We start from the raw sequence: 18,536 nt of genomic DNA, 5'->3' as shown, positions 1-18,536 counted from the left end.
TTTGTTATCCGGGAGATCCAAGATACAGAGAAGTATAGGTGTTAATTTTTATAGGACTTTATGTGGTTAAACTATACATCAGTGACGATGTCAGCGTTTCATTCGCTTTCAGCGCATGGAAATATAGTTTTAGTTATGTGGTTTGAACCGCCTGTTTGTAAATCGGCAAATGGAATGTGAACGTACTTCCTATCCCTGGCTGACTTTCTATAGTGAGCACACCGCCATTTTTCTCGATGAACTCGCGACAAAGCATAAGTCCAAGCCCGGATCCTTTCTCTCCGGAGGTTCCATATTTAGTAAAGTATTCCTTCTCAACAATCTTATTAATGTCCTCTGGAGAAAGACCTGTTCCGTTGTCTTGTACCGATATAAATATAGAATCATGATCTGTTTTGGTGCTCACTTCGACAACACCAAATTCGGGAGTGAATTTTATGGCATTGCTAACCAGATTGCGAACGATAAGTTTTATCATATCCTGATCTGCATATACGTTCTGAAGCCCTTCGGTGATTTCAGCTTTCAGTGTAATTGATTTTTTTAGAGCCTGGGGACTGAGTAGGCTACTATTTTCATGAATTATATCGGCAACGTTGAGTTCTGATTTGTTTACCTGAATACCTCCCATTTGTCCTTTTGCCCATTGCAGCAAGTTGTCTGTTAGCGTAGAAACATAATTGGCCCTTTCTTTCAAGTCAGGCATAAGTTTGTATTGAAATTCTTCCGCTGATATATATCCACGTTCGATCATATTAAATACTTCACCGAACTGGCGTATTGGTCCGCGCAGATCATGGGATATAATAGAGAATAATTTGTCTTTAGTATAATTCGATGCCTTCAGTATTTCGGCTTGCTGCTCAAGGGCTTCACTTTGTAAAAGAATTTCTTCGTTCATCGCCACGAGTTCTTTTGTCTTTTCATGAACCTTATGCTCAAGAATTCTTTTTTGCATGTTTACTCTTTTTGTTCGCAAAACAGTAAGCCAATACATGGTAAGGGCAAGTACTAGAGAATATACCATGTATGCCCAAACCGTTCTATAAATAGGTCGGTTTATACGAAATGTATAGCTCGCGATGTTGCTTTCACTGTTATAAACATTTTTGGCGCGTACCTGGAAAGTATAGTCACCTTCTGGTAAATTCGTGAAGTGTGCTTCGTTTGCATCGGTCCATGCAGACCATTCTTTGTTAAGACCAATCAGCTTATATTGAAATTCATTCTTTTCAACATCTTCATTAAAAATAACATTGAAGTAAAACATCAAACTGTTTTTTGAATACGGGATGTCCATCGCTCCATCCGTGCGACAATCGAAACAAATAGTAGAGTCCGCAGCGATTACTTTTTTAATTACCGGCTGAAGTGGTTCCTGATAGAATGTCTGTTGATTCGGATTATAGGAAACGACTTTGTTGTTGTTACCAAACCAGGCTCCGCTTGAAGTAGCTGTTAAAGGAACGCCAGTATCAATCCACGTAATCTTATCAAATAGTGTACGTAGCAATGCGTAAGTACTGTCAGCCGCCCTTACCAATATTCCTGAAAACGACCCCGCTTCATCCATTGACTCCCAAGCACGTAAGTACAGTTGTCCCTCCTGTGATTCTGCCAGTGAGACGATTGTATTTCCATGCAATGCCTTGGTGAATCGATTATCGGGTTCAAAAATGTCGTTCGCGTCATTATAGCAATATATACCGTCTGTTGTCCCTGCAATGATTTTTTGATCCCTTAATTTAAAAACCCTATTATAAAGATTAGAAGGAAGCCCGGAAGATGTAGTATAGAACTTTTTTTCAATGACAGAATCCATCTTCTCATTGAGCCGTAGTTTCCAGATACCTTTTCCGTCATGTGAAATCCATAGGTTGCCTGCACGATCTTCCTGTATATAGCGGGTCTCTTCTTCGAAGCCGTTTATTTTATGCTTCCTCCAGGAAGCTTTGCCTTTTGTTAACAACCATATACCCTCGTCAGCAGTACCCATGATTATACTTCCCTGACTTTGTTTCAGAATGCACAGAGATAAAACCGACGAATGCGTTGTCAATTTGGTCGCTTGCTGATGCACAACTTCAAAAACACCATCTGAATGTGCCAGGTAAGACCGATCTTTTAAAGTATAAATATTCCAAATGAGGCCATCTGTACCCGGTACTAACTTGAATTGATCGTTTTGCTTTTGATGATATAGTCCTATATCTGTACCCACGTATCGTTCGTCACCTTGACCCCCTAAAGCAAATACAACGCCCTTAAAACCGTTGGCCTTGTCGTAGTAGGCAAGGGGAGAGCTTGTAATAGTCAGCCCTATAAATTCGTCTGTTGAAAACCACAAATTATGGCGAGCATCTTCATAAAATATCGTAGACCATAAATTACTTTCCCCGAGCATCGCGCTAGTGACCCTGCCAAGAATTTTTCCGTTCAAGTCAATAATCATTATCTCCCGGTCTGTAAGTAGCGCAAGTCTGTTATCTGTCAACATACATATCCGTGTTATAGGGAGACCTTTCAAGGTTGTATTAATCCCTTCAGAGAGAACTTGTTTCTTTCCATTCGAAGGATCTATTAACAACACTCGATTTGCCTGATCTAAAATCAGAAAATATTTTTCCTTATAACTATCCATTGGTCCGATATCATTGGCCTCCAGATTTAAATTTACATTTGATAAGGTATCGTTCTTATAAAGGTATACAGTATATGTTTTAGCGTCTACCCAGTACAACGAATCGTCCAATGGGATAAAATATATATTGGGTGCGTCCAAAATGTCAATTCTTCCATCATGGTATATGTAGCAATGCAACTGATCACTAAAAAAAACGGATTGCCCTTGCACTCCAATATCTACTATAGATTTTATGTCAGAGCGCTTCTTCTCCGGAAGTAATTCCGTGAGTGAAACATACTTGAATTTGCCATCCAGAGTTTTTTGAAGATATCCGAATTCGTGCTCTGCACCAACGTATATGACTCCTTTTTTGTCGATGGCAAGCGACCAGCAATACGCATTATCAGGTAAATTCAGGAGCTCCCAGGAAATACCATCGAAGATTAAAACTCCATACGAGTTGGCGAAGTACATATTACCTTGCAAATCCTGTTCTACATCCCAGTTTTGATATGCTGCCTTGTGCGTCTCGGTCGGATAGCGCTGCATGAAAAGTTGCTGTCCGGTAGCTGAATTGTAGCAGCAAACAATAAACAGAGCAAGTAAGATATTGAACTGCATGTATATATATTGATGGTTACAGGTTAGGATTCATTTGCCACTGATAGCAACGGAGGTACTATAAATTTTGTGCGTGATCGTTCGGTTCAAGAACCTGAACTACCGACTAATTTGATCAATCAACAGTTCTTTGATTTGAGTTATTGCGATGATTTTTTCTAAAATGGATGCGCGCCGTTTTGTATTTTATTACTCACTTTGTATCATTTAGGTGATCCTTAAGTTCGATAGATTCTGACTGCTATTTTTATTCACCGGGCGATTATAATTATGCTGCGGTTCTCGTTTTACATATACATACCAAATATGCAGACCATCCGAAGGAAAACAAAGGGATGCAGGGATACAAAAACGTAATCAACCCAGCTGAGACTATTGATACAGCTTTTTTGGATTAATGAACCATCGGAAAGAAATGTTTGGATAAGTTTATAGGATATTTACTTTAATCACGACTAAAAAATTATTTTAAAGCGGTAAAGAATGTGTGAGTATCTCTGGGGAATGATGGTCGTTCGCCTAGATTGCCGTTCATTTCAGTAGGATGATCCATCAAAGGGCAACAATCGAATATTTTATTTTAGATATCGATGCAAGCAGGCAATTCCCCGTTGGTTTAAAATAGGATAGTGCGTTATAGATATCTCGCTGGTATAATTATATATTTAAACATTAAATAGTTAACCGGCTATGACTAACGCACAACTAACTGATGTTCTCTTCGGCTATGGAATCCCTGCTACGGAGGCCGCGGATTTATTAGCGATTTCCAGATCAGTAAGCGTTGAACGTGATGAATATTATCTGGCAAGCGGACAAATTCCCAAGAAGATGGCGTTCAATCTGAAAGGATTATTTCGATATGTATATCTCGATGCAAAAGGCAATGAATTTACCAAGAGTGTAATTCTGGAGTATAATGTACTAGCATCATACTCGGCCATGCTTCACCAGACGCCGTCTTATTTCGCTATACAAGCGCTGGAAGATTCTCAAGTGCTCGAAGTGCCCTACCAGGAATGGCTGAGACTGAAAGATACCAACCGGTTCTGGGATTTATTTCTGATCCGGATGCTTGAGAAAGGTTTTTGTGTCAAAGAAAAACGTGAGCGTGACTTGTTACTACTTGACGCAGAGACACGATATAAGAATTTTCTAGTAGAGTTTCCTGGGCTTGAGCATCGCCTCACCTGGCAGATCGTAGCCTCGTATTTGGGTATAAAACCGGAGTCGTTAAGCCGCATCCGAAAAAAGATGGCGGGTTAACCTATATCAATTTTTACAGTATAGGACCTGGTTAGTTTTGAGTCATAAGACTATATAATTATGACAAAACAAAACAACACTATTTTAATTACGGGTGGCAGCTCAGGCTTGGGATTGCAAATGGCAAAGGTTTTTTTGGAACGTGGCAATACCGTAATCATTTGTTCGCGCTCAACAGAAAAGTTAAAGCAGGCGAAGCTGGCACTCCCAAAGTTAATCACCTATCAATGTGATATTGCAGACCGCATAGCTTGCGAAGAAATGGTAGCCTGGCTCACGCGTCAATATCCATCACTCAACATGCTCATCAACAATGCAGCAATTGTACATAAAGAGGATTTTGTTCAAGGTGAGTCGATGGTTGAAAAGCTATACCAGGAAGTGTCCACCAATTTCCTGGCGCCCGTAGTGCTCATCAAATTGCTATATCCGCTTTTAGTCAGGCAAACGCACGCCCACATTATAAATGTGACCACCGGACTGGTATATATACCGCGCACGATATATCCGTTCTATAATTCTACGAAAGCAGCCTTGCATGCGTTCACCCAGGTATTACGTCAACAACTGAAAGACAGGCACATTAAGGTGACTGAAGTATTGTTCCCGGCAGTAGCCACTCCGTGGCATAATGGCAACCCGCCCAGTATTGCAATTACTCCGGAAAAGGCGGTGCATGAAATGGTTCAGCAACTGGACGCCTGCAAAAATGAAATCAGGGTAGGTAAGGTGAGATTACTATATATACTATCGCGTCTTGCACCCGCATTTGCCTTTAAGAAGTTAAATGCGCTTAGATGATTTTAGGGATGATCGGGGTGGTGTCATAATGCGCGGTCTGTTTACGTTTCTCCATCGGTTTATACTTTTGTTATCTCATCATACCATCCATCAAAAGCTATAATGTTTAAATGCAATGTTGTTGCATTTAAGAAAAGCGGGATCTATATTGCGTGCAATTAAAAATGATGAGCAAAGGAATTTTGAAGAGAGAAAGACGTGAACACGTTCAGGTGCTCATGCTTCTTTTGTCAATTCTTTATATAGCTGGTTCGTTACAGTTTGAATTACTTCATTCTTTTATACATCGTCATGAGCTTGTTATTACTCATTCACACGATCAGGAAAAAGACCCTTGCCATCGATCAATATATCACAACGACACACAGGAAGGCTGTGAGCATGACGCTCACTTAATTGTTTCTACTAAATGCCAAATGTGTGATCTTGCCTTTGGTGGCGATCAAACTATACTATCCTACGTTGTATCTGCCCATGGCGGATTTTCCACAGAGTATTTCGAATTTTATAAACTAAATCTCGAAAGCTACAAAGCTGTTTTATCATCGTCCCGGGCTCCTCCAACGCTTGCATAACTATACTCAAGGCTTCTAAGCCTTTTGCCATTTACGGCACTCATCCATTGTTCAATTTTTATTCCCTCCCAGAAGAAACAGTTCTGCTGCGGCCGGCTTTGCATGTCTGCATTGCTGCGCAGGAGTATGAGGTATATATATAGTTTCTATTTGCGATCAGGGAAATTATTCTAACGAAAACAAAAACACTATGTTACAGGCTAAAAGCCTCACAAAAGAATTCAATGGAAGAAAAGCGTTGAACGGGCTTAATCTTTCCGTAGGCAAAGGAGAAATATACTGCCTGCTGGGTCAGAATGGAGCTGGCAAAACTACGACCATCAATATTTTCTTAGGCTTCATGGATGCCACAACGGGTGAGGCGCTTATCAACGGAGAAGAAGTAAAATCAAGCAGAGATAAGACCAATAAGAGGATTGCATATATACCCGAGGTGGTGCAGTTGTATGGAAATCTTTCCGGTATCGAAAATCTCGATTTCTTCAGTCGGCTTGCGGGTTTCAAATATACTGTGCAAGAGCTAAAACAATTTCTTGTCAAGGGCGGGCTGCAGGAGGCAGCGCAAAGTATGCGGCTATCAACGTACTCGAAGGGTATGCGTCAGAAGGTGGGGATCGCTATCGCGCTTTCTAAAAACGCCGATATCATTTTTATGGACGAACCTACTTCAGGATTGGACCCAAAAGCTACTGCCGAGTTTACAATACTTTGTAAGGAGTTTGTGGCCGAAGGTAGATCTATACTCATGGCCACCCATGACATTTTTAACGCAGTTAATGTGGGCACTCGAATAGGCATTATGCGCGAAGGGTCGCTGGTGCACGAATTAGCCACGCGCGATATCAACGCAAGTCAGCTTCAACAACTCTATCTGGAAACAATCTAACACCATCAGCATGAAAAGAATTTTACTGTTATTATATATACTGGTTGCAATACTGAACTCCACTGTACTCGCTCAACTCGTTGTGACAGGGAAAGTTGTCAGCCAATCACAAGCCGTTGTGCCGGGGGCCACCGTGGCCATGAGAAAGGGCAACGATGTCAGCGGAGTAACGACAGCACAGGACGGCTCTTTCGAGGTTCAGCTGCCGGGTATAGGAGTATATGATATTGAGATCAGCTCTGTTGGTTTCGACCCGTATAGCAGGTCATATACGTTTCATGAACTGAAGGAATATGATCTAGGAACGATTATTCTAACCGAGTATACACAGGAGCTTCAGACCGTTGAAGTAGTCGGAAGAATTGATCGCGATTACCAAAGTAATTATTCTTTCTCTGCGACAAAATCGGCAATCGAAAATAAAGAACTCCCACAATCACTTTCCACTATAACAAAAGAACTGATCTCCGACAGGCAAGCTTTTCAATTGGCAGATGCTGTGAAGAACGTCAGTGGGGTGGCGCCATCCAGTTTTTACAATCAATACAACGTAAGAGGAATAAGTCAGAATGAAGAGGGGCAGATCGTCAACGGTATGCGTACACGCCAATATTATTTTTTGCAACCCATCACCTCTAACATTGAACGCATTGAAGTATTGAAGGGGCCAGCGTCCGTTACGTTTTCAAGTGTTGATCCGGGGGGCAGTATCAATATGGTCACTAAAAAACCACTGGCTACCGAACGCAGAGAAGTCAGTATGGGCGTGGGCAGCTTTAGTACCATGCGAGCCACTATAGATTTTACAGGTCCGCTAAATGAGTCAAAAACTTTGCTCTATAGGATCAACGGTGGTCTGCAGCAGGGGCGTTCGTACCGCGACCTTGTAAAGAATAATGCATTGCTTGTATCTCCTTCTATAAGCTATATACCGAGCGACAAAACTGCAATCAACGTAGAGATGATCTATAGTAACAATACCGGAACTCTGGATCGTGGTCAGCCGATCTTTGGTGCAACAGCAGGCTTAACGAATTTAAAGAGTACATCCACCAGCCTGAACCTTGGTGCTGCCAATGATTACTTCAAATCGAAAGAGATGATCATCATGACCAGTGTCTCTCATAAGTTCTCTGATAAGATTGGGTTCAACGCATCCTACATGAAACAGACGTGGACGGAAGATCTGCAGGAACACCGCACTACCAATGCGTTCGCAGTTGACATCAATAACCAGCCCGTGACAAACCTGGCAGCAATGCAGTTCGTTCAGCGGCAGCAGTACTGGAACGTAGATAATCTTACAGCGTATTTCAATTTTGATTTCAATACCGGGATCGTTAAACACAGGTTGCTAACGGGCTATGATCTGAGTCAGTGGAATAAAACAAAAGGTGGTGGACAAAATGCTGCGCGTGGATATTTGCTTAATGATGGAACCGTTGCCAACGCATTCATTCCTGCCAATGCCGCCAACTACCAAACGATAACCGTAGAGGGAAGAACATTACCCAAACCCAATGTTAACCATTTCAATCTAAGCAATCCTTCCTATACGATTCGTAATGTCGATGACTACATAATGAACTCCCGAACAGCAATTCCATCGGCCATGACCAGCACAAATGCTGTGTACATCCAGGAACAGGTGAAGATCGGAAAGTGGTCAGCACTGCTGAGCTTAAGAAATGAATGGTTTGAAGATATTACAAACTATAAAGCTCCGGGTGAAGCATCTTTCGATAACTCCGCTTTGATACCAAGAATCGGAATGACTTATGAAATCACCAGACAGGTCAACGTCTACGCTACGTACTTACAAGGATATCAACCTCAGTCGAACACCGTATCATTAATGCCGAGTACGGGAGCTTTCTTTTGGTCTGCGCAGTCGGCCGCCAGATTCAAACCGTTGATCAGTGATCTCAAAGAGATCGGTGCAAAAGGTGAATTCTTTGAAGGAAGAATCATGATGAGTATAGCAGCATATGAAATTAACCAGGAAAATATTCTCATCAACGCAAATCTTCCTGCATATCCCGACTCGCTTGTTCAACGTGGCGCTGACCGAAGCCGTGGAATAGAGTGGGAGCTTTCTGGCTATATTTTACCAGATCTGCAGATCAATGCTTCCTATAGTCACATTGACGCACGGATCGTTGAGGACAGTAATGCAGAGCTCAATGGCAAGCGCAAGGAGAATACGCCTGTCAACAGCGCAAACATCTGGATGCGTTATAATTTTCCACAACGCGCTCTTCGCGATTTGGGTGTTGGCATTGGTGCACAATATAGCGGCAGCAAAGTACCGTGGTTTACCCGCGCCTTTGAAGTTCCTGGCTATACAATAATGGACCTGGCTATCTATTACACGCCCTTGAAAGCAAACATGCAACTGGCCTTGAACATCAACAATGTTTTCAATACAACGTATTGGCTAGGCGCACAAAACTACTTACGACTGTTTCCTGGGGCCCCGAGAAACTACATGCTTACGGCTACCTATAAATTCTGAAAACTATGCGGTCAAAAATTGTCATGCTGATTGCCACACAATTCTGGAGCAGCACGTTTCATTCCAAGGCAGCCTATGGAATCTTCACTGTTATCATGGTGCTGATATGCTTTGCAGCCTATACAGGATGGCGAACCTATACCGTTCAAAATGACATTCGTGAGTACTATCAACGTGTTGTAAGGGAAAGTTGGGAGAACAATCCAGACAAGCATCCTCACCGCATGGCGCACTTTGGATCATTTGCTTTTCGTGTAAAATATCCGCTGAGCATTTTTGACTTTGGACTGGAAAGCTATACCGGAAATGCTATATACCTGGAAGCGCACAAACAAAACACAATCAATTTTTCGGAAGCGAGCTTCTCCACCGGGCTTTTAAGATTTGGTGAAATCAGCGTGGCCATGCTCCTTCAGATCATTCTGCCATTGGCAATCGTGTTTCTTGGATTCAGTGCTGTCTCCGCTGATCGCGAAAACGGTACGCTGAAAGTAATGCTTACACAAGGTGCGAGATGGAGGGAAATCTTAATGGGAAAATCCCTGAGCTTGATGGGACTAGCCATGTTAATCATCGTTCCCGCTTTTGTCATTACGCTCATATTTATGATCAATACTGAAACCTCACATACTGTTGAGCTATTCCTTCGCTATACGGTGACTATAGTCAGCTACGTCATTTTTCTTGCCGTAATTTGTCTTATTACTATAGTGGTGTCTGCTATCAGTGGAACATCCAAGAGTGCTTTATTGAAGTTACTAGCGCTTTGGTTGCTACTGGCTGTAATTCTTCCCAGAACAATGCAGGCACTTGGTAGTTATTTTTATCCGGCTCCTTCGAAGATAGAGTTTGAAACGGCAATCGAAGAAGATGTCCTCAAAGAAGGTGATAGCCATAATCCTAATGACCCTCACTACAAACATCTTCGTGATTCAGTGCTCATGGTCCACCAGGTAGACTCTGTTGAGAAGTTACCTTTCAACTATAGTGGTTTTGTTATGCGTGAAGGCGAAAAGATAAGTGCCAATATATACCAGGCACATTTAAGAAAGCTACTCACTGTATACGATAAACAAAACAGCATCACGAAAATGACAGCCATCCTGAATCCATTCAGCGCAATTCATAATGTTTCAATGGCTTTATCAGGAACGGACTTTGAGTCCTACAAGGTATTTCAAAATCAGGCAGAAGAATACCGGTATTTGCTTGCGCAGAAAATGAACGAATTACAAATGGAGCTTATCAGTAATGAGAAAGCTCCCCATGATAAACCGCATGCCATTAGCAGTGATCATTGGAGGGAAGTGCCGGATTTCAAGCCGACATCTTCAGAATGGATAACCTCCGTAAAGGACGAAGGGATATCTTTTATAGCACTCATTCTTTGGTGCGTTGTTGCCGTTGGTATTATAAACCGGATCTCAAAAACTTTAAAAGCGATTTAACTATGTATGTATTGCTTATAAAACAATTCCTGCGCTCGCGCATAAACGTGGTTGCATTGATGCTGCTTTTGACTATAGGAATCATTTCCATATTTATAGGGAGGCAATTTCTTTTCAGACAAGAGGAAACTATAGCCAAGGTAACCGAGCACCAGCGAACTCACATCGAACGCAACGTTGCCGCCAGTAACGAGATGGGACTTTTACTATATTACCTCCGGTTTCCCTTGATAAGCAAACCTGAAAAGCTTGCCGCAGTTTCTATTGGACAACGAGACATCAATCCGGGAATACAAAGTGTAACGATTCGTACACTGGAAGCTCAGAAGTATGATACGGATCTCACCAATCCGGTTCAACTACAATCCGGAAACCTTGATTTTGGTTTTGTTATTATATACTTATTTCCACTGATCATTATAGCCTTCACGTTTAATGTGTTTTCAGAAGACAATGAATCGGGAACATGGAAACTGCTTGCCGTACAATCCCCATCTGCTCTTCGATATATACTCTCGAAATTTTTGATAAGAATGCTTTTTGTCTATGGCATGCTTTTGCTATTATTTCTGATGGCAACTTTAGTCTTGCGGCTTCCAATGACTGAGGTATTGAGCGCGTTTGTTATCGTGAGCCTACTATATATCACTTTTTGGTTTGCCCTCTCGTTTTGGCTTTCAATGTTTAAGCATAGCTCAGGATTTAATATTCTTACGTTGCTTACCATATGGGTAGCCCTTACGATTCTCGCTCCTGCTGTTGTCAACAACTTTGTCGCTTCAGCCTATCCGGTTCCAGAGGCTTTCAGCAATATTATCAAACAGCGTGATAGCTATCATAAAAAGTGGGACGTGGAGAAGAAGGTCACCATGGATAAATTCTATGCGCACTACCCGCAACTAAAGCAGTATGGAAATCCGGACGAAAATTTTTGGATTTGGTATTACGCCATGCAGCAGATGGGTGATGATGAATCAGTCAATGAAAGCAAGGCGATGCGGGAAAAACTATTGCAACGTGATAAAATCAGCAGGGCTATCGCATTAGCTATTCCAACGATGCATGCGCAAATACAATTGAACGATCTTGCACAGACCAGCTTAATAGACTACTTGCGTCTTCTCGACAATGCTGGAGATTTTCACGAGCGTACCAGGCTATATTTCTATCCAAAAATCTTCATGAGCTCAAATCCCAAAAACGAAGACTGGACGCAATTTAAACCGGAGTTTCTCCCGCCACGAAAGGGAATGAACTGGCTTCCAATGGTGACCCCTTTCATAGTCATGATCGTGGTGTTTTTCAGTTGGGCATTCATTCGCTCAAAAAGACTTTATAGCCTATAGAATCAGGTAGGTAGTTGGTGAAGAAGCGCATACTTGCAGTATATATTATGCAAGTATGCGAGAGCATGAACTACAGGGACACATGACACTTTGATTAATCTGCCAATTCTGCCAGCCGGAGAAGTTCACCCGACACCTTCAATTTTTTACCTTCTATATTTTTCCGGCTGATTGAAAAACCGAGCTTATCGTCATCCTGAATAAAGAAATTAATTTCGGCCCCCTTTTTTGCCAAGCCGTCTCGCTCGGCTACGATTAGTGCAGGCTGGAGTTGAATGATGCTTACTAGTTTTATAATGTCTTTGCTGCGCATGTCAGAGAGGTATATCATATTACAGTCATAGACTGCATTCATATTTTCAATAACCTTTATGATAATTGTTTTCCCATCGGGAGTCTTTCGGATACCGGCAAGCTTATGGAGCTCATCAAGGATAGGAGAGTCTCCTACAACGCCAATGACAAATTGATTAGCGGGTGAAGGCCAACTGATATATTTGATAAAGTTGTAAAGAAACAAAACCTGCGTTCGATAATCTTTTTCCTGCGCATGTGACTTGTGTGATATGCCGATGATTCCCAGAAGCATCAGTATGGTTAGCGTTACAGTTCTTCTCATGACTGTGGTGTTTTCGACTTCAGTAAAAAGGATAACCGTATAGTATATTCCCGTGAACCGGAAGGCAGCGGTGCTGCTGTTCGGGAGCCAACCGGTACCATGTAATTATACCGTGTATTGAACAGGTTAAAGACACCGGCTCCCAGATCAAGTCCTTTAACAGGGCTTGACCAGGTCAGAAATATATTGCTCATTAATTTGGGTGCATCTTCCTTTAGATAAATTTCATATGTACCCTGGTCCGAAGTCTGGAAGTCATAGCCGTAACGTTTACTGTTCCAGAGGATGGAGGAGCTTATCGACAGCGACTTGGAGAGCGTCACGTTTGCAGTGAGGGTGATTTTGTGTGCTGGGAAGGCAAGGAGTGTAGATTTACTTGCATCTCCTCCCGAAGGTTGCAACGTATCGCCTTGTATATATTGCTGTGTACTATATATCTGTAACCTGGTTTGGTTGGCCACAGTATAAAAAGAATAGTTGGCAGTAATAGAACCCCATCGTTTCTTCATTCTTGCTTCAAGTTCCACGCCTTGACTACCGGACTTGTCAAAGTTGGTATAGAGGTTAAGATCACTTATATAGACGATTGGGTCTTTTATCGAAGTGTTGAAGAAATTGGCTGTTGTCAGTATATCTCTTGTTAATTGATATCCTAGTTCAATTTCTGCTACCCTGGTATGTTCCGGTCCTATACTTCCTATAGCACCGGAGGTGTTCGCAACACCCCTGGCAATATTTTGTATCGAGGGCGATCGAAATGAATTACTATATAAAAGCTTTAAATGAAAACGATCAACCCGTTTTGTAAAGGCTATACGGGGAACAAAAGCATCTCCGAACTCTGAATTGTTTTCATAGCGTGCACCTAATACGATATTGGCAATGCGATGCTTGATGGTCAATTGGCTAAAGAGGGCATAGGTGTGATACTGTATCGAACTTACATAGTTACTGATGGTGGTAATGGAGTCGGCATCATTGGTGCCTATATCTGTAAAATACGTTGCCCCGGTCACCATGTTTATCTTCCGGGAGAAGTCATAGGCAGCCGTGACGGAACTCTGAAAGCGATGCCCTCGGTCTTGAATCAGGTTCAGACTATCGGAGAGGTTGCTAACCCCTGGCGATTGCCAAGTAAGAAACAATGACGGTGTCAAACTTAGTTTATCGGAGGCCTTCCAGGTATACTTTGCTTCAGCAGATAGCGCATTGGTATATCTTGACAGGAAGCGTTTACCGGATTCATCGGTTAAGGTTAACACATCTGTTTTATAGTTATCATAAATCAACCGCAGCGAAAATCCTTTATATCCAATCTTGCCATTCCAAAAGAAAGGATTGGTTGCTGAATTGTTTGCCATGGTTTCGCGAGAGCTTATGGTAGTAGATACACCTCTGACAAAGGCAGTGCGGTCGCTCCGGTTTCCTTCGCCCATAACACCGGTTAGTGAAAACTCAAATGCTTTTACTTTCTTGCCTATACCCAGATTTAGCGTCCGCCTGGCGCTGCCGTGTTGCATCTGTCCAAATGTTCCGGTGATATAGCCGCCGTTGAGTTCATCCGGATTTTTGGTAATGATGTTGATCACACCAAGCTCGGCAAAACCTCCATATATAGCAGACCCAGGTCCGCGAATGATCTCAATGCGACTGATGCTCGCAATAGGGAAATTGTTTCCAAACTGTGTGGCACCGGAAAATATTTCGTTCATCTGCACGCCATCAACCTGCAAGAGTACTTTTCCTTCGTTTGCCCAGTTACCTCGAATGCCGATGCCAATGGTATTTGATCCATCATAGGCAAAATCAAATCCCGGCACCAGTCGTAGCACATCAATCAGATCACGGGCACCTGACTTTTTTATATCTTCTTCTGAAATTAGTGAGATAGCACTCGGACTTTCGCGCGTTGAAATTGCTTTTTGCGAGGCCACTGTAATGAGGGAATTGATGAAAGTCTCCAGCTCACTTGATACGCCACTTGCTTTTACATGGCTGAGTTCTTCCAGACTCATGTCGTAATACTGGTACAGCGAATCGATCTTGATTTTTAAAGAGTCCTGCTGCGCATGAAGGGTCAGGTAGATAAAAAGGAGAAAAAATACACTGCTTACTTTTTTCATGTGGTTAAGATTAGATTAAAGTCAATGCCGCAGATATAGCTATATATTACTACAGCGATTTTTTTTTGGCATACCTATAGACTATAAACTAAACGATTAACGCAGGGGCTTTTATTTGCAACTATTTGAATAGTCGACTAATCAGGTGCTTATTGCCGATGACAGGTAATGTATTATCGACTAAGATTCGAGAGGTTTTTACTGCGCCTCCGTTTGCTATAGCACGCGGGATGTCTAGTCTCCATGACTGGTGATTTTTGCAATGCGCGTTTAATTTGGTTCTTCTGCACAGGGGTTGGGCAGACGCATTCAGCCATTTGGTATACTAATTCATGTAACTCAAATTGTAATTCCGATTTTAGGTGATCCAAATGCACCATCAACGAAACATCTCTTCAGTGAGTCGTACCATTGGTAAATACCGCCACGTGTTTCATGCATCTATTTTTCTTTTTGCCATTTTTCCTTGGCCACTGCTTGGTCTTGCAGAAGGTGAGTTAACTGATTACCTGGGGGGATATTGGTTAACAATAGCAATAAGCACAATTCCATTTTATTTTATTAATAGTTACTTGCTTGTGCCCCGATATTTGACAGAACGAAAATATACCTGCTATATAGCTTGTATTATGGTGTGTATTCTTTTTAGCGCTATTCTACATGCCTTGTTTTACAATGTCACGACAATGCCTGACAGTTTAGTACCACAGCAAAGTATATTTCGAGTACCCTTCTATATTTTTCCAATGCTTTTATTGTTTGGACTTAGTACCAGCTTTGAGCTGGTTCGGAGCTCCGAAATGAAAATGCTCAAAGAAGAAGGTATTGAGAAAGAGAAGATGGTAGCAGAATTGTCATTCTTGAAGTATCAAATCAACCCTCATTTTTTGTTTAATTCTTTGAATAACATTTTTTCACTGGCCGAGAAAAAGTCGAATCAGACCGGGGCTGCCGTTATGTTATTGTCCAACATCATGAGGCATGTGCTGTATGAAACCAATCACGGAAAAATTCCTTTACTAAAAGAAATACGCCATGCCGAGGATTACATCGCCATGCACCGGATTAGAATTTCAGATCAAAGGGATATCTCCATACACTTTGTTTATGAAGGGGACTTGCAACGGGCACGGATAGAACCACTGATCTTAATTCCTTTTATAGAGAACGCATTCAAACACGGCATTTCCTATAGTAAACCGAGTACCATTGATATTACACTGGTGGTCACGGGCCATTCCCTTGTCTTCAACGTGGTGAATACGAAGCGGGCCGGCACTGAACAATATACCGCAGTAAACCAGCATTGTGGCATCGGCATTGCCAATACGAAAAGAAGACTTGATCTGATTTATAGTAACCGCTATGAACTCGATATTGATGATTCAAAGGACTACTATATGGTCGAACTAAAAATTGATCTCAGTCACAAGGGAAGGGCTTATGAAAATTAACTGTATTGTTATTGATGATGAACCGTTGGCGCTCGAGCTGGTCGAGTCCTATATTAAAAAAATACCATACCTTCATCTGAAAGGATTATTTCATGAACCGTTCAGTGCCATCGAAATGTTGCGCTCAGACAAGGTTGACCTTATCTTCCTGGATGTAAATATGCCGGATATCTCAGGTATAGAGTTCCTGAAAAGTTTTGATAAACCGCCTGCCTTTATTTTTATTACCGCCTACGACCAGTTTGCTGTACAGGGATTCGAGCTCAACGCGTTGGACTATCTTCTCAAACCTGTACCCTTCAATCGCTTTTTAAAAGCAAGCGATCGGGCCTTTGAAATGCTCAAACCGAAGGAACCCGCCTTGGATGGTTTCATATTTGTAAAATCAGAACACAATACCATCAAAGTATCACTGTCCTCTATTTACTTTATTGAAGGATATAAAGATTATCTCAAGATCTATACCGATGAAGCAAACCCCATTCTGACGCTCACTACGCTGAAGGCATTTGAAGAATTGCTCCCGACGAGTTTCCAGCGTGTACACCGTTCCTACATCATATCGGTAAGCAAAATCATATCTTTTCGTAGCGCCAAGGTATATATCAGGAACCGCTATATACCTATAGGGGAGTCATATACCGAACAATTTCAAAGGTTGGTAGTAGAAGGCAGGCTTCGCTAGACCCATTTCTGAAGCTACAGGATACCGTAATTTTCACAGGCAGCAAAAGTATATTAATCACTCCGGAGTTTAAACCTATGACTGCGTTGGGTACCGGCTTGACGTTATTATAATGTATACTATATTGTCTTTCTGTTCCTGGCATGAAAGTATATATTTCATTCTATATAGCTCGGGATTGTCATGTGTCGCTGAGTCTTTTTTTGCCTCCTCCAAAGCACGGCTAGTCGATTAAATCATCCCGTAAGTCAGCTTCGTTTTCCTATTAGTCTTTTTTTTGCGCATTGCATTTTACGTTTCTGCAATTTTCGGTCCTAGTACTTTATAATCTATGCGGGAAAGTGGGATTGTCTTGTCTTTTGTATTCATCCTGATGATTATATACAAGCCGGTTGAGGCACAACGGTTTTTTGTGACGAGCACAGGTGACGTCAGTCGTACATACCGGTTGTCTCATGCCTATACCGATGCACAGGTGGCGAACGCGCCACTCATCCTCTGGCTGTTTAGCGATGCACGAAGCTTACAGGCTTTACCCGTGCAAGACTCTGTCTGGAAAGGACTAAACCGACCGGTAGTTATGCTCTTGCCTTCACCGGCCAAGGAATCCTGGACATGTCATGATGAGGCGAAACTCAGCGATAATGTTGACTTTATACAAACTATACTCGGTGAGGTGTATGACAACTTTCACATTGATCGTAACCGGGTATATATCATTAATGATGTTCCCAGCAAATGCCTGGCCGATAGTTTTGTCAGTCGTCTTCCAATGCGGGTCGTGTCCACCCACACGATCGCTGCAACCGGTATATCGCTTAAAGAGATAATGACTTTGGCAAACCAGGTTCTGGAGATTGAGCCAGTGGCAACACCTCTCTATAAAAAATGGGAAAACCCGCTCTATAATGCCGAAGTGCGCAGGATGGAAGTCGAGGATTCAATACGGCGCGTACGATGGGCTCGCCGCGTGTCCATTGAGTTTCGGACAGGCGGGTTTTATCTGCTGCCTGGGGTGCGCACCAAAAAAGATAAGACCTATATGGATATCAGCGATGCACATTCGGTACTCGACATACACATGACCTCCTGGATGAATGACTCGATGGCCTGGTTTGTAGATATAGGCTGGATCAAAGTTCCCCAGAAGCAGGAAATGGATGGCGTACGCATCGAGGCGGGCGGAGGTATGATCTTACCGGTTACGGTTGGATTCCGGTATGCTTTCCATCGCAGAAAGACTCGTCCCTATATTTTGCTAGGTACCGGTCCAATCGCTGTTCTTGTTTTCGGCGGCAGGTTTGGTACTAATATAGATCCGAACTATATCAAAAATAAAATCAAGGCAGAAGCACGCATGGCATTTCAAACTACGCTCGGTACGGGTATAGATTGCAGACTTGGCAAGCGTATTCTCACCGGGGTACATATCCGCTATATCCATTCATCCGAGTTCGAGTCGGCAGGAGCAGTCAAGGCTATTCGTGGCTTTACCGGCAGTGTTTCCGCGGGGTATATAATAGGAGCAAACCGGCTGAAACTACGTAAGGAATAACATCAATCAACGAACA

General features: G+C 42.3%; 13 protein-coding genes. 10 read left to right on the top strand and 3 right to left on the bottom strand.

What is annotated here, in order from left to right; all coding sequences use genetic code 11:
• Positions 1-133: 133 nt before the first annotated feature.
• Positions 134-3,247: a sensor histidine kinase gene (locus B5Y40_RS19620; protein WP_079688557.1), complete on the bottom strand. Its 3,114-nt coding sequence runs from the start codon at positions 3,245-3,247 to the stop codon at positions 134-136.
• 690 nt (positions 3,248-3,937) lie between these two features.
• On the opposite strand from B5Y40_RS19620, the gene B5Y40_RS19615 reads away from it, so the two are divergent.
• From B5Y40_RS19615 to B5Y40_RS19585, 7 genes are all read left to right on the top strand, one after another.
• A complete protein-coding gene (locus B5Y40_RS19615; RefSeq protein ID WP_079688556.1) occupies positions 3,938-4,513 on the top strand; it encodes a Crp/Fnr family transcriptional regulator in 576 nt (191 codons plus the stop codon).
• Between the two features lie 60 nt (positions 4,514-4,573).
• Positions 4,574-5,314, top strand: coding sequence for an SDR family oxidoreductase (locus tag B5Y40_RS19610; protein ID WP_079688555.1), 741 nt, complete (start codon positions 4,574-4,576; stop codon positions 5,312-5,314).
• Between the two features lie 164 nt (positions 5,315-5,478).
• Entirely contained in the window at positions 5,479-5,889 is a 411-nt protein-coding gene (locus B5Y40_RS19605; RefSeq protein ID WP_079688554.1) for a hypothetical protein, read from the top strand.
• A 190-nt stretch (positions 5,890-6,079) separates the two neighbouring features.
• A complete protein-coding gene (locus tag B5Y40_RS19600; protein ID WP_079688553.1) occupies positions 6,080-6,775 on the top strand; it encodes an ABC transporter ATP-binding protein in 696 nt (231 codons plus the stop codon).
• Between the two features lie 10 nt (positions 6,776-6,785).
• Positions 6,786-9,290, top strand: a complete 2,505-nt coding sequence (locus B5Y40_RS19595) for a TonB-dependent receptor (RefSeq protein WP_079688552.1) — start codon at positions 6,786-6,788, stop codon at positions 9,288-9,290.
• Positions 9,291-9,295: 5 nt separating this feature from the next.
• Positions 9,296-10,738, top strand: a complete 1,443-nt coding sequence (locus tag B5Y40_RS19590; protein ID WP_079688551.1) for an ABC transporter permease — start codon at positions 9,296-9,298, stop codon at positions 10,736-10,738.
• A 2-nt stretch (positions 10,739-10,740) separates the two neighbouring features.
• Positions 10,741-12,084 (top strand): DUF3526 domain-containing protein, encoded by a 1,344-nt coding sequence (locus B5Y40_RS19585; RefSeq protein ID WP_079688550.1) that lies wholly within the window; start codon positions 10,741-10,743, stop codon positions 12,082-12,084.
• 94 nt (positions 12,085-12,178) lie between these two features.
• Here B5Y40_RS19585 and B5Y40_RS19580 read toward each other — a convergent pair whose 3' ends face one another.
• Positions 12,179-12,703 (bottom strand): YfiR family protein, encoded by a 525-nt coding sequence (locus B5Y40_RS19580; RefSeq protein ID WP_079688549.1) that lies wholly within the window; start codon positions 12,701-12,703, stop codon positions 12,179-12,181.
• Positions 12,700-14,826: a TonB-dependent receptor plug domain-containing protein gene (locus tag B5Y40_RS19575; protein WP_079688548.1), complete on the bottom strand. Its 2,127-nt coding sequence runs from the start codon at positions 14,824-14,826 to the stop codon at positions 12,700-12,702. Before B5Y40_RS19575 ends, B5Y40_RS19580 begins: the two co-directional genes overlap by 4 nt.
• Positions 14,827-15,512: 686 nt before the next feature.
• Between B5Y40_RS19575 and B5Y40_RS19570 the strand changes: the two genes are divergently transcribed.
• The 3 genes from B5Y40_RS19570 to B5Y40_RS19560 all read left to right on the top strand — a co-directional run bounded on the left by B5Y40_RS19570 (position 15,513) and on the right by B5Y40_RS19560 (position 18,520).
• The gene (locus tag B5Y40_RS19570; protein ID WP_159453748.1) at positions 15,513-16,280 is read left to right on the top strand and encodes a sensor histidine kinase; all 768 of its coding nucleotides are present in this window, start codon (positions 15,513-15,515) and stop codon (positions 16,278-16,280) included.
• Positions 16,270-16,965 (top strand): LytR/AlgR family response regulator transcription factor, encoded by a 696-nt coding sequence (locus B5Y40_RS19565; protein WP_079688546.1) that lies wholly within the window; start codon positions 16,270-16,272, stop codon positions 16,963-16,965. The genes B5Y40_RS19570 and B5Y40_RS19565 overlap by 11 nt, the downstream gene beginning before the upstream one ends.
• A 331-nt stretch (positions 16,966-17,296) precedes the next feature.
• On the top strand, positions 17,297-18,520 hold the full coding sequence (locus B5Y40_RS19560) for a hypothetical protein (protein ID WP_079688545.1): 1,224 nt from the start codon (positions 17,297-17,299) through the stop codon (positions 18,518-18,520).
• Positions 18,521-18,536: the final 16 nt, after the last annotated feature.

The sequence above is a fragment of the Ohtaekwangia koreensis genome (genome assembly GCF_900167975.1).
In the GTDB taxonomy this organism is placed as follows: domain Bacteria; phylum Bacteroidota; class Bacteroidia; order Cytophagales; family Cyclobacteriaceae; genus Ohtaekwangia; species Ohtaekwangia koreensis.
The sequence above is the reverse complement of the archived record's forward strand: the minus strand, read 5'-3'. Positions and strand labels throughout refer to the sequence as shown.